The sequence below is a fragment of the Phycisphaerales bacterium genome (assembly GCA_016716475.1).
Classification (GTDB): domain Bacteria; phylum Planctomycetota; class Phycisphaerae; order UBA1845; family Fen-1342; genus JADJWG01.
Genome location: JADJWG010000004.1, coordinates 586,932 through 602,334, shown reverse-complemented (window position 1 = coordinate 602,334; position 15,403 = coordinate 586,932). Strand labels below are relative to the sequence as shown.

At 65.2% G+C, this 15,403-nt stretch carries 8 protein-coding genes; 2 read left to right on the top strand and 6 right to left on the bottom strand.

What is annotated here, in order from left to right:
• Positions 1 to 12: 12 nt before the first annotated feature.
• The 4 genes from gatA to IPM18_16490 all read right to left on the bottom strand — a co-directional run bounded on the left by gatA (position 13) and on the right by IPM18_16490 (position 5,990).
• Complete coding sequence (gene gatA / locus IPM18_16505) at positions 13 to 1,488, bottom strand: Asp-tRNA(Asn)/Glu-tRNA(Gln) amidotransferase subunit GatA (protein MBK9121184.1); 1,476 nt, start codon at positions 1,486 to 1,488, stop codon at positions 13 to 15.
• A gap of 197 nt (positions 1,489 to 1,685) precedes the next feature.
• Positions 1,686 to 3,155 carry a S1 RNA-binding domain-containing protein gene (locus IPM18_16500; GenBank protein ID MBK9121183.1) on the bottom strand — a complete coding sequence of 490 codons (1,470 nt, stop codon included), beginning with the start codon at positions 3,153 to 3,155 and terminating at the stop codon, positions 1,686 to 1,688.
• A gap of 359 nt (positions 3,156 to 3,514) precedes the next feature.
• On the bottom strand, positions 3,515 to 4,468 hold the full coding sequence (locus IPM18_16495) for a prepilin-type N-terminal cleavage/methylation domain-containing protein (GenBank protein MBK9121182.1): 954 nt from the start codon (positions 4,466 to 4,468) through the stop codon (positions 3,515 to 3,517).
• Between the two features lie 556 nt (positions 4,469 to 5,024).
• The gene (locus IPM18_16490) at positions 5,025 to 5,990 is read right to left on the bottom strand and encodes a DUF362 domain-containing protein (GenBank protein ID MBK9121181.1); all 966 of its coding nucleotides are present in this window, start codon (positions 5,988 to 5,990) and stop codon (positions 5,025 to 5,027) included.
• A 110-nt stretch (positions 5,991 to 6,100) separates the two neighbouring features.
• Here IPM18_16490 and IPM18_16485 point away from each other — a divergent pair, with 110 nt between their 5' ends.
• Positions 6,101 to 7,534 carry a UDPGP type 1 family protein gene (locus IPM18_16485; protein MBK9121180.1) on the top strand — a complete coding sequence of 478 codons (1,434 nt, stop codon included), beginning with the start codon at positions 6,101 to 6,103 and terminating at the stop codon, positions 7,532 to 7,534.
• 18 nt (positions 7,535 to 7,552) lie between these two features.
• On the opposite strand, the gene IPM18_16480 is transcribed toward IPM18_16485, so the two are convergent.
• Positions 7,553 to 8,641 (bottom strand): chemotaxis response regulator protein-glutamate methylesterase, encoded by a 1,089-nt coding sequence (locus IPM18_16480; GenBank protein MBK9121179.1) that lies wholly within the window; start codon positions 8,639 to 8,641, stop codon positions 7,553 to 7,555.
• 548 nt (positions 8,642 to 9,189) lie between these two features.
• Here IPM18_16480 and IPM18_16475 point away from each other — a divergent pair.
• Positions 9,190 to 10,314 (top strand): response regulator, encoded by a 1,125-nt coding sequence (locus IPM18_16475; protein ID MBK9121178.1) that lies wholly within the window; start codon positions 9,190 to 9,192, stop codon positions 10,312 to 10,314.
• Positions 10,315 to 10,327: 13 nt separating this feature from the next.
• Here the strand turns inward: IPM18_16475 and IPM18_16470 are convergent, their stop codons facing one another.
• Positions 10,328 to 15,274 (bottom strand): nucleotidyltransferase domain-containing protein, encoded by a 4,947-nt coding sequence (locus tag IPM18_16470; GenBank protein ID MBK9121177.1) that lies wholly within the window; start codon positions 15,272 to 15,274, stop codon positions 10,328 to 10,330.
• Positions 15,275 to 15,403 lie beyond the last annotated feature (129 nt).

Genomic DNA, 15,403 nt, shown 5'->3' with positions numbered 1-15,403 from the left:
CGACCCACTTCCTCACGCTGGGCCGGCAGACGGGCCTGCCCCGCCCGCGACCGGCGGCCGCCGCTCGTGCCACGTTGTCGCGCGTTCGTACAGGCGCGCCACCTGCAGAAGCCGTTCTTCTCCGAACCATCGGCCACAAAGTTGTAAGCCGACCGGCAAACCCGCCCCGGTGAATCCACAGGGAACCACCAGCGCCGGCAGACCCGCCAAGTTGGCTGGAATCGTATAGATATCCGCCAGGTACATCGCCAGCGGGTCGGACAGCTTCTCACCGAGGCGAAATGCCGCCGTCGGCGCGGCCGGCCCGGCAATCACGTCGCACTGGGTCAAGGCCTGCTCGAAATCGGCCCGAATCAACTGCCGGACCTGGAGCGCCTTTTGGTAATACGCGTCGTAGTAGCCGGCCGACAAGGCAAAGGTTCCCAGCATGATACGCCGCTTTACTTCCGGTCCGAAACCCTCGTCCCGCGACGCGCTATACAGAGCGAACAGGTCCACCGGCTGAGCCGTGCGGTGACCGTAGTGAACGCCGTCGTACCGGGCCAGGTTGCTCGAGGCCTCCGCCGTCGCCACCAGGTAGTAGGTTGCCACCGCGTACTCCGCACGGGGCAACTCTACCTCGACCAACTCCGCCCCCAGACGCTCATATTCCGCCAGGGCCGCCTCCACTGCGGCCCGCGTCTCACACTCCAACCCGGCACCGAAATAGGATCGTGGAACCCCGATCCGCAAACGTCCCAGGTTCGTCAACCGCTCGTCGCGCAGGGCGGCCACATAGTCGGGCACCGGATCCACAACACAAGTTGCATCGCGCGAATCCGCTCCCGCAATCACCCCCAGCACCGCGGCGGCATCTTCGACGCACCGTGCCAGTGGACCCACCTGGTCCAAACTCGACCCATAGGCCACCAGCCCATACCGTGATACCCGCCCATAGGTCGGCTTCACACCCACCACCCCGCAGAAGGACGCCGGCTGCCGGATCGAACCCCCTGTATCCGACCCCAACGCCACGGGCACCATGTCGGCCGCCACCGCAGCCGCCGAGCCGCCTGACGATCCACCCGGGACGTGCGCGTGGTTCCATGGGTTCCGTGTCGGATGGAACCCGCTGTTCTCCGTGGACGAGCCCATCGCAAACTCGTCCAGGTTGGTCTTCCCGACGATCACGGCCCCCGCCGTGACCAATCGGTCAATCACGGTGGCGTCATACGGCGAACGGTATTCCGCCAGCATCCGGGAACCGCAAGTCGTCCGCCCCAAGCGCGTGCAGAGATTGTCCTTGATCGCGATCGGCACGCCGGCCAACGGTCCGACCGGCTGGCCGGCGGCAACGAATTCATCCACTCGTGTGGCCTGCGCAACCGCTTCACGCTCGAATACCTGCAGGAAAGCTCCCAGTGGGTCGTCCTGCGCCGCCAGCCGCCGGAGCGCGGCTGCGCAAACATCCACCGCGCGCACGCGTCCTGTGCCAACAGCGGCAGCAATCTCTCGGGCGGTTGCGGGCACCTTCACAGTGGGGACATCCGGCGAAACGCTTTGCCCCGCCGCCTCACGGTCACCGGCCGCGAGGCGCGCGGCACGTTCGAGTGCAGTGTCGATGGAACCGGGCGCCGTTGCAAGCCCGACCGGTGCGGCCAGCCGCGGCCCCACCTCAGCTTTCGCAACCTCGACCTACGAATCACTCACCAGGTGAGCCCACCCCGCAGTGGCTTCTTCTTCCGCTTCTTCTCGGTGGCGACGGCCGCGGCGGCGGCTTCCGCCTCCGTCGGCAGCGCCTCGGCGGGAGTGTGCGCCCCTTTGATGGAAAGCGAGATGCGCCTCTGGGCCGCATCGACCCCGAGCACCTTGACCTGGATGACCTGCCCGGGCTGAACAACGTCGCCGACGGTACGGACCCGCTGCTCAGACATTTGCGAGATGTGCACGAGCCCCTCAACCCCCTCCTCCAGTTGGACGAAGCAGCCGAAGTCGGTCAAGCGCGTGACCGCGCCGCTGACGATCGTGTCATTGGGGTAGCGCTCGGTAATGCCGTTCCACGGATCCTGCGCAAGCGCCTTGAGACTCAAGCTGAGTTTGTGCTTCTCCCCGCTGACCGCAAGGACGGACACCCGGACATGGTCTCCAACCTTGAGTACATCCTTTGGATGGTGGATGCGGTGGGTCCACGTCATTTCACTGATCGGTATCAGGCCCTCGATGCCCGGCTCGATTTCCACGAAGGCGCCAAAGTCCATCAAGCGCGTGACGCGGCCTTCGACCGCCTCGCCGGTGTGATACTTCCCTTCCACGAAGGTCCACGGGTCCGCCGCCAACTGCTTCAACCCCAGCGACACGCGCTCGCGCTCGTGGTCGATCTTGAGGATCTTGACCTCGATCTCGTCCCCTTCCTTCACGACCTCCTTGGGGTCGTTGATGCGACTGTAGCTCATGTCGCTGACATGCAGCAGCCCATCGAGCCCGCCAAGATCAACGAACGCCCCGAATGGTGCGAGCCGGCGGACGATGCCGCGCCGGACCTGGCCCTCTGCCAGCGTGCCGCGCAACTGGATGCGTTCTTCCTCGCGCTGCCGCTCGAGCAACTTCCGTCGGCTGAGAACGATCCGCTTCCCGCGCCGATCCACCTCGACGACTTCGCACTCCAGCCAGCGCCCGACGAAGTGGGCAAAATCCTCGATCCGGTTCAGGTCCACGTGGCTGAGGGGCATGAAGCCGCGCAGCCCCTGCACCCGCAACTCCAGTCCGCCGATGTTGCTGCCCGTCACCCGGGCTTTCACAACATCACCCACCTTCAGCGAATCGAGCGAAGCGGCCGTCTTGGTCTCGTGGACCGAAAGCCGCATCAACCCCGATTCACGCTCCAGCCCGTGCGGCACGAGACTGACGGCCTGCCCGACAACCGGCGGCTGATCGGGGGGAAACTCGTCGATCGGTACGACCCCCTCGCTCTTGGCCCCATAATCCACATAGACATCCGGACCCTTGATACTGATGATTGTACCGTGCACGCGCTCGCCGCTTTCCGCAGGCGCTCGACGAACATGGCTGCGTGCGAGCATCGCCCGCTCGAGCTCGTCGGAGTGCATCTCGGACAGCCCCGCCTCTATTTCGCGTTGGAGCTGCGCATCGTCAAAGTCGTGGGGGGTCGTCGACACGGCATCACCATTACAGTTGCAAGCCCGCCGGATTTTGAAGCGTGTATCGTACCATGGTCGGGCGCGAAAACAACACGAATTGTCAGCCCGCGACCCGAGTCCGGCACGCCATTCCGGAAAGCCGGTACGCCACGAGCCAAGGCCAACCACCCCACACGCGCCTGACATAGACCGCCGGCGCACCCTCGTGGCGGCCAGCCATAACCGCTCCGCAACACAAAACCGGACCTTGCTGACAAAATCTGTGGGGAACCCCACACCCCGATTACACCTCAGCGCCCTCACAGAGCCGGGGCCAGGTCGACCGCACTGCCGGTCGCCTGGCCCCGTAAAGCCCTGTCGATCACAGCAACCCGCAACTACGGGATGACGATCGAATCCGTACCGGTCCACGGTCCACGCAGGTTCGCCGGCGCTGAGCCAAGCATCGAGTTCGGCAGCGTCCAGTTCGTCTGCTGGGTGTAGATGTTGTCGTAGTTCACACCCACGATCGGCCGACGCTCGAAATCGACGTGGCCGTCGTTGAACAGGATATTCTGGCCTTCACCCGAGTGGTTCCGGCTGTTGAAGTTGCGCCACTTGTCGTTGCCCGCGCGGAGAATGTCCGCTGCGTTGTTGGCGACACCCGTCAGCACGATGTTGCCGGGGTTGGCCGGGTACAGCGTGCCGCCCACGAGCTGGTCGGGCACGATCGGCGTGTTGCCGTCGGTCGCCGAAGCCGCGGCCTCGAAGAACGGACCCTTGTCTGCCATCAGCGCCATGCGCGGGTCCAGGTTCTCATTCGGACGCGCACGCGGGCCGAACGGAATCTGGTAGCCGTAGCTCAGGTTCGGGTAACCCTTGAAGTCGAAACGGTTGACGCCCGGCTGGGCGGCCGTCTCGCTGGTACCCGTGCCGTTGCGCAGGTCGTCTTCGGTGTCGCCCGAGCTCGGGCAGAGGAACTGCTTGGCGGTCGTCGTGCCTTCGGTGACCAGAATGAAGAGCGAACGGCTCACGCTGACGTTGGTCGGCGTGGTGTTCGTCGACTGGGTCGTCAGGGTCCGGCCCATCTGGTTGACGAAGTTTACGAGGTTCGTGTTGTTCGTCCCGCCGCCGCCGCCCTCACGGAACGGGGCCGTCGGGTAGAAGTCCGAGTTGTCGTTCGAGTAAACCTTCATGCCCTGCCCGATACCGCGCAGGTTCGCCGCGCAGACCGCACGCTTCGTGATTTCACGGGCGCGGGCCAAGCTGGGCAGCAGGATGGAGATCAGCAGTGCGATGATCGCCACCACCACCAGCAGCTCAATCAGTGTAAAACCTTTCTTCCGAGTCACAGAGAACCTCCTGCATTAGCTTCCCATGAACCACTTCCCGATCAGCGTTGCTCGCACCGTTGGCGAGGATTTCGGCTGCAAGGGACAATCGTTGAACGGATATATGGCGGACTTCTCCAAACTTCCCGCCACCGGCCTGAAACGGCTCAGGCCTGACAGCGCAGCCACACCGATCACCGCATCTTCGCCGCCGGTCCACCAAGGATCGACAACGCCTGCAACCCCATGGGAATGGGCCGCGATGCGGATGGAAACACGAGTTTGATGGACCGACCGAAGGCCGGACCCAGAGCGCAAACTGAGCCGGTAGCGAAAAACCCTTCGCTTGCAGCGAGAAACGCTCTGTCTGGCGGGAACGAATGCGGTTGGATGATGAACGAGGGCGATGACAATCGATCAATGGATCAGGATGATCATGTATGATAGCTTAGTTCGATCTATCTATGTCCCTCATTCATTCCCGTCCAACATGAAATATATCACCAGCCGGGGGCGTGTCAATGTAAATTGCAGTTTATGATCTGTTTTGAGCAGTGAGTATCAGAGTTTTTATTCATCAAGAAACGGGAGACGGCACACGCAGCCGCTCGATCCCGTGCAGCGTCGCCCGCCCCACCTCGCGCGCCCCGGCATCTTCCAGGTAGCCCACCGTAATCGCTCCCGGATACTTCAAACGTTGTCGTTCCGCTCGTAAAATACTCAGGCCAACCGTGTCCAGTGCCACTGGGTCGCTACTGAATAATAGCGCTCCATATGCAGAAACATCCACTTTTCGCGCTTCTGGTCCTTGGGCGTAAACAACCCGCAGGGCGTTACCGACATTCAACCGCAGCCGCCCGGCAACCGCCCCTGATCCTACAATCTGACCTACGTATGGGGCGCAACCGTTCCCGTGATAGCGCGCCGGGCGCCGCACCACCGCGTGTGAGACATTCTTGAGCGCCCCTGACATGCCCGCCAGACGGTGCGTCTTCAACAACGGCACATTGATCAAGGCATCGCATTCCTGGAGGTACGCCGCCAGCGGCTCGTCCTCTCCATCCAGTTGCAGCGACTCCGACCACCCATCCGCCGCGGCCCGCACTCCCAGCGCGCGGAGCGCAGCGCCCGGTAGCTCCGCCGCCACGATTTCACGACGCTCAAACCCGGCCGCTTCGAGCGAATCGACCAGCGCAGTGGCCACCACCTCGTTCGTTGCCAGGGCGGCCGCCCCCACGCGGTTGAACTTCAGCAGGATACGGCGCGCATTGCCGAGCACCTGGCGCCATGCCGACGCCGCGTCGGCAACCCCTACGAACACGTTCAGTCCCAGTTCGAGCATTTCGCGCACCACGGGCTCCTGGAGTTCGCCCGCATGCACCACACGCGCCTCGCGACATTCGACGACCCGGGCTCGTTCCGGCTCGGCCGCCCACCACCAGGGTCGCTCCATCGGCACGCCGTCGAGCCCCGTCATCCGTACCGCGGCCCCCAACGGACCCGCCGCCCAGCCGGCTGCCAGACCGGCGGAAACTCGCAGCAACTCTCGCCTTGTCAACGGGTTACGGAATGTGGGCACAGGTTTGACCGGTCGACCTACCATCCCTTACTCTATCGCGAGATTCGTCCCTGCGCTCAAGCGAGAACTTCCCCATGCCTACGCTCGACGATCGGTTTCAACGCCACCAGCGACAGCTAAGCACCCACGGGCAAGAGCACCTGCTGGCCTTCTGGCCGACGCTGAAAGAATCGCAGCGCGTGCAGTTGCTTGACGACCTGGAAGCGCTCGACCTTGAGCTGTGCCGCACGTTGATTGACACCCACGTGCGCAATCGGCCCGCCATCCATCTACCGACGCAGATCGAACCTCCGCCGAGTTACCCGGTCGTACCCACCGCAGATCTCGTCGGGCTCTATGACCGCGCTCGAGCCAAAGGTGAGGAAGCCATTGCTACGGGCCGCGTCGCGGCCTTCACTGTCGCGGGCGGCCAGGGCACGCGGCTCGGCTTCGACGGCCCCAAGGGCGCGTTCCCGACTACACCCATTCGCAACGCGCCACTCTTCCAGGTGTTCGCCGAGGGCTTGCTGGGCATTGAGCGGCGCTACGGCCGCCGCCCGCGCTGGTACATCATGACCAGTCCGGCCAATCACACCGACACGGTCGCGTTCTTCGAGCAGCACCGCTACTTTGGCCTCTCCTCCTACGACGTGATGTTCTTCCAGCAGGGTCAGATGCCGGCATTCCTGCCGGATGGGCGCATAGCGCTCGCGGAGCGCCACCGGGTGGCGCTTTCGCCCGATGGTCACGGCGGCAGCTTGCGCGCGCTCGCCGAACGCGGGGCGCTGGCTGACATGCGAGCGCGCGGCATCGAGTTCATCAGTTACTTTCAGGTGGACAACCCGCTGGTACGCGTGATCGACCCGCTGTTCGTCGGACTGCACATCGACACGGGGTCAGAGATGTCGAGCAAGGCGATTGCCAAGGCCTTCGATACCGAGCGGGTCGGAAACTTCTGCCTCGTCGATGGACGCATCACCGTCATCGAGTACAGTGATCTGCCCGAAGAGCTCGCAACTGCGCGCAATACGGACGGCTCACGCCGCTTCGACGCCGGCAGTATCGCCATCCACATCCTCAGTCGAACTTTCGTCGAGCGTCTGACCGCCCCGGGCGCAACGGTCCAACTGCCCTGGCACCGCGCCGAGAAGAAGGTGCCGACGATTGATGCCGAAGGGCATCCTGTTCAGCCGGCGGAACCGAATGCGATCAAGCTCGAAATGTTCGTGTTCGACGCGATCCCGCTGGCCGCACAGCCACTCGTGCTTTACACGGCGCGTGCGGAGGAATTCAGCCCGGTGAAGAATGCCGAGGGTATCGACTCCGCCGTCACGGCACGCCGCGATCAGATCCGCCGCGCCGCGGCGTGGCTGTCGGCCGCCGGGGTAACCGTTCCGCGCGATGCCGCCGGCGAGCCGGCCATGCCGCTGGAGATCAGCACCCAACGGGCCCTGGACGCGGAAGATCTACGGGCCGTCCTGCGAACGCCCCCCCGGCTGCTGCCCGGGATGCCGTGGCTGCTGGACTGAGCGCGACAACCCACGCGATCAGGCCATCACCGGCGCGCGGCGACCAACCGCCCGCACAATCGCCCCCGCGATCTGTTCCAGAGGCGCGACGAGATCGGACAGGCCCTCTTCCGCCGGACCGCGTGGCATACCGTACACCACGCACGTGGCCTCATCCTGGGTGATGACCGCGCCGCCGGCCGCCTTGACCTGCCGGCAACCCGCCAGTCCGTCGTGTCCCATGCCTGTCAGGATCACCGCCAGCGCCCCACTGCCATAACATTGCGCCACGGAGCGCAGGAGGTAATCCACGCCCGGCCTGACACTGTGCTCAGCCGGGTCATCTGTGACCCGGATGCGGCCGCGCGCCCCGGACCGTTCGACACGCATCTGCCGCCCGCCCGGCGCGATGAGGATCGTCCCGGGCTCGACCGGTTCACCATCCACGGCCTCGCGTACGGTAAGTGGGCACTTGCGCCCGAGACTCGTCGCCAGCGACGCCGTGAACAACGGCGGCATGTGCTGGGCCACGAGCACCGGGACCGCCAGGTCGGCCGGCAACCCCGGCACCAGGCGTGCCAGGGCATCGGGTCCGCCGGTCGATACACCAATGGCGACGACCGCCGGGCGCGCCATCGCCGGTCGGCTCGCAGTCGCCCGCGCTACCGCCGGACGCGGTGCGCTTGGCACCGCGCCCCCCGGCCGCAACCCCAACCGTCGCCGTGCGAATGCCTCGATCCGCGCGGAGAGTTCCTCCTTCAACTGCGCCCGGTTCTGTGCCAGCGTCCCGCCGCTCGGCTTCAGCACGAAGTCGAACGCCCCCGCGCGCAGCGCCGCGACGGTCGCCTCGGCCCCCGCCTGGGTCAGCGCACTCAGCATGATGGCGCCACAGCGCAGCCCTTGCGCCCGCAGCCCGCGTAATACGCCGAGGCCATCCAACTCCGGCATTTCCAGGTCCAGCGTCAGCAGGTCCGGCTGCAACGCCGCACATTGCTCCAGCGCGATACGTCCGTTCGCCGCGGAACCGACCACCTCCACGCCGGGTAGTGTCCCCAGCAGATCCACGAGCATGCGGCGGAACAGCGTGGCATCATCCACGACGAGTACGCGCAACCGGCGCTGCGACATCTCACACCTCTGTTCAAACCGGACTCGCGACACGCCGTGCCGCATCCTGAGCCCGTGCGAGGATGCGACCCGCGACCTGCCGACGCCCGCAGTGGCCGGCTGCCAGCGCGCTGTGGTCGCAGATCGGCGCACCCCCGAAAGAGAGAGCGCCTTATCTCTGTCCATCGGCCCACTGCGACCGGTCGTGTAGTCCCGTGCGCGACTCCTTTCCTTTTCTTAATTCCAGGCCAGCGCGCATCATGCGCCGCAGCGCGCGGCGGCCTCTTGAGCCACGGTGTCACGTTGTAGTGGCTACCCACATGCCCCGCTCCAATTGGGGGAGCGTCCGGGAGTAGGGCGTTCTTCAATGGATACGCGCCACTCCCACCAAGTCGCCCGGCCTGGGATGGGCGGGCCGGGATCACGGCCTGGGTTTATTCATTCTCGGACGCTGCACCACATGCTCACGCAGCCCGGAAGTGTGGTCGATATCCGTAGAATGCGGAGGGCGTTACTCCGCAATAGGTGGTCCATGCCCGCCACAACGAACTCAACCGGGGAGTGTTCGGATGCGTGAACGCATTCTCGTGGTCGACGGGCAGCCGGACGATGTGCGGATCCTGCACACCCTGCTCAACCCGCACTACGAACTTGCCACCGCCGCCAACAGCCGCGCGTGCCAGGACACCATGAAGGTCTTCGGGCCCGATCTCGTGCTGCTCGACGTGTGCCTGCCGGACCAGGACGGATACGAGACCTGCGCGGAGATCAAGGGCCAGCCCGGCGGGGAGCTCACCCAGGTCATTCTGCTCGCCGCGGCTGCCACGACTGCGGATCGGGTGCGCGGCTACGCAGCCGGCGCTGATGATTTCCTCACCAAGCCCTTTGACCGCGACGAGATGCTCGCGAAGGTGCGCGTGCAGTTCCGTCTGCGTCACACGCTGCTCGAACTCGCCCGGACACGCGGGCAACTCGCCAAGCAGAACAGTACCCTGGAGCGCGAGGTCCGGAACCGCACCGCGGAGGTTATCGCCGTACGCGACGTGACGGTCTTCGCACTGGCGAAGCTGGCGGAATCACGCGACCCCGAGACGGGCGAGCACCTCGAGCGGCTGCGGGCGTACGCCCAGCGGCTGGCGGAGGAGCTAACCCACGATTCGCCTTACGCGGCCCGTATCCACGCCGCCTTTCTCGAGGACCTGTGGCGCTCCAGCCCGCTGCACGACATCGGCAAAGTTGGGGTACCCGATGTCATCCTGTTGAAACCCGATCGCCTGACGGAGGGCGAGTTCCGCATCATGCAGCGCCACGCCGAAATCGGCGCCGCGGCCCTGCGCAGCGCATGTGGCCACACGACCGGTGGCAGTTTTCTCGCCATGGCGGCTGACATCGCCGCTGCCCATCACGAGTGGTGGGATGGCTCCGGCTATCCACGCGGGCTGATGGGAGAAGACATTCCCCTCGCAGCCCGCATCGTCGCGGTGGCGGACGTATACGATGCACTCACGTCGGTCCGGGTCTACAAGGGCGCTTGCGATCCGCTGGTGGCCCGAGCCATGATCGAAGCCGAAACGGGCACGCACTTTGATCCTGAGATCATCAAGGCGTTCCGCCGCTGCGGAGACGACTTCCAGCAAATCACCGCGCGGTCCGGCAGCGCGCGCCGCGCCGCCGTGCCGGTCGGTGCGGCCTGAGTGCGGGCCGACCTCAGTGCGTTTCGGTATGCCCCTTCATCGGCAGCGCCCGGGCCGCATCACTGACTGCGCCGATTCGCACCGCATAACTGGTCCGGCGGGTAATGTCCTCGTCCGTCACAAAGTGCACATCCAGCAGCCCATCGGTGCGGTAGCCCGTCCGGAGGTAGTTCATCTCGCTCAGGCACAGACTCCAGCCCTCCAGCCAGCGCTCCAGCTCGGTGCGCTGTTCCCCGGTGCCGCGGAAGTGGATGAGCACGTCGATGTCGCTCGCGGGCCCGGCGGTCGCATTCTTCACGCTGCCGAAGACGTAGAAGCCCGCAACGCCGAACGCCGCCGGATCGAGTTGGGCCGCGACGCGCTCCGCCATGCGCAGGCGCCAGCGCCAGTCCTGCTCGCGCTTCGTGATGTCAACCGGCAGGGCCTGATCGGTCGTCGTGAACGCGGCGCTGGGGGGACCCAGTAGCGCGACGGCCTGATCGTCCTCGGCATTCATCAGCACATGCAGCGCCTGGCCGTCGGCGGCGTGTGCAACGTCGATCACATGGAGGACGTCGGCCAGATCGGCGTACTCCGGCGCGAGGTCGGTCAGCACGTTGGGGGCCTCGAGCAGGAAGCGCTCCTGAAACAGTACGTCGGGCTCATCCGGATAGAGTGGCAGGTACCGGATCGACGACTCCACCAGGTCCTGGAAGAAGTGCGTACCGAAGGAAAGGTCCGGCGTGTAGTCCCCCTGCCTGCGTGCGATCTCGACCAGCAGCGCGGTGTTGTTGATATCCGAGTACGTGACGTGAACGCCCAGCTTGATGTCACCCCGGCTGCCCCAGCGCCCCGGCCCCATCAGAATGAAGCGCCGCTTGGGCAGGAGCTTGTTGAGGCGCCCCACCGCCCGCCCGACGCGCACCAGTTCCTCGTGGCTGCCGAGTTCCGTGTACCGCTGCGGGTCCACGTACACGATGTGCGTGATGGTCGGCACGCGGCCGTTCGATACATACCGGTTCGCAGAGAAGATCACGCGCTCCGGTGCCAGGTCATGCGGAATCTGCGCCGGAGCCGCATCGCGGGTCTGCGTCTGCGCGCGACACTGGAGGAGGTAGAGCCAGCGCCCATCCGACGCAAACTCGATGTCCACCGGGGCCTGCACCTTGTCCTCGAGCAGCTTCAGCAGGGTCTGCATTTGGTGTATGAATGGCGTGCGCGTCAGCAGGCCCTCGAAACTCACCACCAGGTCGTCGCGCTCGAAGTCGACCTGCCCGACCAGCGGCGGACGCAGCCGACCATGCTCACACACGGACACGATCTGCTCGAGATTCGGGTACGCGTCGCCGAACTCGCGGAGCAGGGCCTCGACTTCAACCGTTTCGAACTGGCCGGTCTCCAGGTTGAGCATGTCCAGCGAGCGCGGCGCATACCGCACGCACTCCTCCACGGTCGCATTCACCCGCAAGCCCGGCTGTCCTGGAGAGATGAGCACCGGGTAGTCGTCCCCGACGCGATCCACGGCGCGCGTCCCCAGGCCGGGCACGAGCCGCAGTAGCCCGTCCTCGCGCTTGATACGCGGGGACCAGCGAAACTCGTTCCGACTGAAGGCGACCCCGGCGAAGGCGGGCGCGTAGTAACGCCCGATCCGCGTGCCCACCACTTCCTGGATCATCACCCCCATGCCTTCCTGGAAGTCGAGCAGGTTGCGCTCCGCCCGGTACTGGATCGGATCGGGGCTGAAGACCGACGCGTAGATTTCCGAGATGGCATCCAGGAGCTTCGCCAACCGCTGCCGCTTGGTCCCCTGGTTCGCCAGGAACAGACTCTTGTACTTTCCGGAGAACGCCGCGCCGAAGCGGTCCTCCAGCAGACTCGAACTGCGGACGATCAGCGGCTGCTCACCGAAGTCGTCCAGGGCCATCGAAAGTCCCTTGACGATGTCCGCCGGGAACTGGGAGTGCTTGAAGATCTGCACGATATCCGGGTACTCCTGCCGGATCTCGTCAATGTCCTTGTATTTCTGCGTGAAGACGTCTTCCAGGTGGTTGCAGTAAATGAAGTCATGCAGCCCGTCAGAGGTCACAAACCACGTCTTCGGTGTACGGATGTTCTCGAACAGGTCCCCGTCGTGCCGGTGGTACTTGACGATCTGACCCGCGAGAAACATGCCCGCGCTCTTCCCGCCGATCTTCCCGTGCCCGCGCGCGGGGTAGATCATCCGGTGCGTCAGATCGTGAAAGTCGTTGATGTCGACGTAGTTCTTCGCAACGTTGATGTACTCGAGCTGATCCGTCAGGAAACGCCGAATCAGCGATACGCGCAGCCCCTTCCGCGTCGAGATCGACAGCTCGACCTCACCCTGCGTCGCGTGGTGGTAACGGTGAATCGCGTCGGCGACTTCCGACAGCGAGGTGTAGTGATTCTCCAGCGCGTTGACCAGGAAACTGGCCCGATCCTGCTTGATCCACTTCTGGATGCAGTTGACGATCTCCTCGTCACTGAGGTGCTGCCCGGCGATGCGGAAGGTCTCGTCCACGAGCGAATCCGGCGTGACCTCTGTAACCACCCGCGCCTGGTTACTCTCCATCAGCAGGTCCTGCTGATCGTGGCGGCCCCGCAGGCCGAAGTGCCGCAGCAGCACATCGGCTTCCTTGACACCGGCCCAGCACAGGTGGTTGATCATCTTCCGCGCGACCCGCAGCAGCAGACTCTGGTCCGTCCGCCGCAGCAGGTCCAGGATCACCGTCCAATCCCTCAGCTTGTGCTTCTCAAGCTTTTGCTGCGCGGCCTTCCAGTCGCGCATCGCTTCCATCAGGTGCCGGTGTGTGATGCAATTGCCGAGCCGGTCCGCGATGATGTCGATGAGCTTGCGTTCCTCCTTCAGGAACGGGCCCTCGTCCGCCTGCGGCATCTCCTCGATGTAGAACACCTCGATCGTCCCGACCGCCTCCCCCTGCACCCGCAGCACCGCCCGCTGCACCCACGGCGTCTGCTCGAAACGCTGCGACTTCCACGCCCGCCCGTCGAAGATGATCCGTGCGCAACAGATGCTCGGGTACTGCCAGCCCGCCGGGAGCGCATCGATCACGCCCTGGAACACCCGGTCCACCGGAATGTCCCCGTTGGTCGCCAACTCCTCCACCGTGTAAAGGCAGCTCAACTCCTTCGCCCGCTCCTGCAGGTCACGCAGGATGGCATCCACCGCCCCCCCGCGCTCGAGCTCGTGCTCCAGCTCGGTCGGCGCGTGCAGGATCACTCCGTGCCCGCAGCGGCCATCCACCTTCACCGTCAACGGAGCCCGCACCCGCACGTGCCGTACAAACTTCCCTTCCGCCAGCGCTGCCTGCCCCCGCAGCCAATCCCAGTCGATCCGATGCGGCCCGCTGTGGTGCAGCGTGAAATACAGCACCTGGAAACTCGTCATGTTGTGGAAGAAATGGGTGCCCTGGCTCGGCTCTACGTTCATGTCCGGCAGGGTCGTCTCCACGATCACCCGCGCCGCCGAGATCTGCGGCCACGTCACCGGGATCCCCAACCACGGATCGCTGCTGCCCCAGCGCCCGAAGCCGATCAACACATAGGGCCGGTTCACTGCCGCCAGGGTCCGGTTGATCGTATCCAGCTCCACGGCGATGTCACGGGTGTGCCGCGTGTCGAAGGTATCGGGGTTGACGTAAACGATGTCCGACAAGTCATCGTACATCCCATTGCCGAGTACCGTCTCCGAAGCCAGCAGCGCGTGCGGGGCGACCTGCTCCGCGGCCGACACCTCGACAAACGCCTCGGATACCAGCAGCGGACGCAACTGCAACACCCCGACCCGCGCCGGTGTTCCCGTCTTGCGGTCGAGCACCACCGCGAACTCGATCTCGACGTCGCTGTCCAGCGCCTTGCGGCACACCTGCGCAAGCCGCTCCAGCACCGGGTTGAGCGGCACATCCTCGAGGTCCAGCACCGGTGCGAAGGTCAGCACGCGCGGTCCCGGACTCCCTGTGCCGATGGTCAACCGGTCGGACTCCGCGTCGTACGTCGAGGCGACGTACTTGAGTGACGCATCCACCTCCGCATCGTGCAGATCCCCCTCGACGAGGTACTCCGTCTCGGCCACGGGATCGTAAGGCGGTGTCCCCATGTTCACCGCCCAGAACCGTGTCTGGCTGTTGTGCAGCAAGTCGCGCAGCGAGGCATACGGCGGTACGCTTCGCGGCCGGGCCGGGGAATAGGACCAGGTCACGCCGCCATCCACGATCGTCTTTCCCAGCCCGAGCGCCAGGTTCACCACACCGTCGCCCGGCTGGCCACCCGGCCGGGGGTAGAAGTTGTAGGTCCGCAAGACCCCCGAGATCGTCGGGTAGAAGCGTTCGTTGATCCGCTGCCCCACGATCTCCTGGATGATCACCGCCATGCGCTCATCTTCGGGCCGCTTGCCGATCGCCCGCAGATAGCTCTTGGCATCACGGAAGAACGTGGAGGCGTAGACGAACTTGATCGCCTCCGCCAGCCGCCGGAAACGCGTGTCCGCATCCGGCTGGTGGTTCGGAATCATCTTCGTGGCGTACGTGCCCGCGAAGGGGTGCGCCAGCGCATCTTCGAGCATGCTCGACGAGCGCACCGCCAGCGGCTCCGTCACATGGGTCACCAGGTTGAGCAGATCTCCCACGATGGCCGGTGGCAATTCCGCCTTCAGGAACGCGTGCGCAATACGTTCGTCCGGCAAGTCGGACTGCGCAATCTCAAAGAGATCGTTCTGCGCCATGAAGTGGTCGAACACGTCCGTCGCGATCACCGTCAGCCGCGGCACGCACACGGTCACGTTGGGGACGTTAGCCAGCGGAAACTCCGCCGCCAGGACGCGCTTGAGCGTCGCGAGTCCATGGGCCTTGCCGCCCAGTTGGCCGTTCCCGAGCACAGCAAAACGGTCGTCCACAGGCAGCGGCCGGGGGCCGGGGGCGGCGGGGGCGGGCGTCGATTCGGGCATGCGGTGCTCGAAGAGGGTTGGGCGGCCGGGGTGGCCGCGGTCTGCTGGTTCACCTGGGACCGATTATACGGTCCGCACCGCCGGACACACCTGCGGGTGCGCCGCTCAATTGACAAAGGGGTCCGGTAT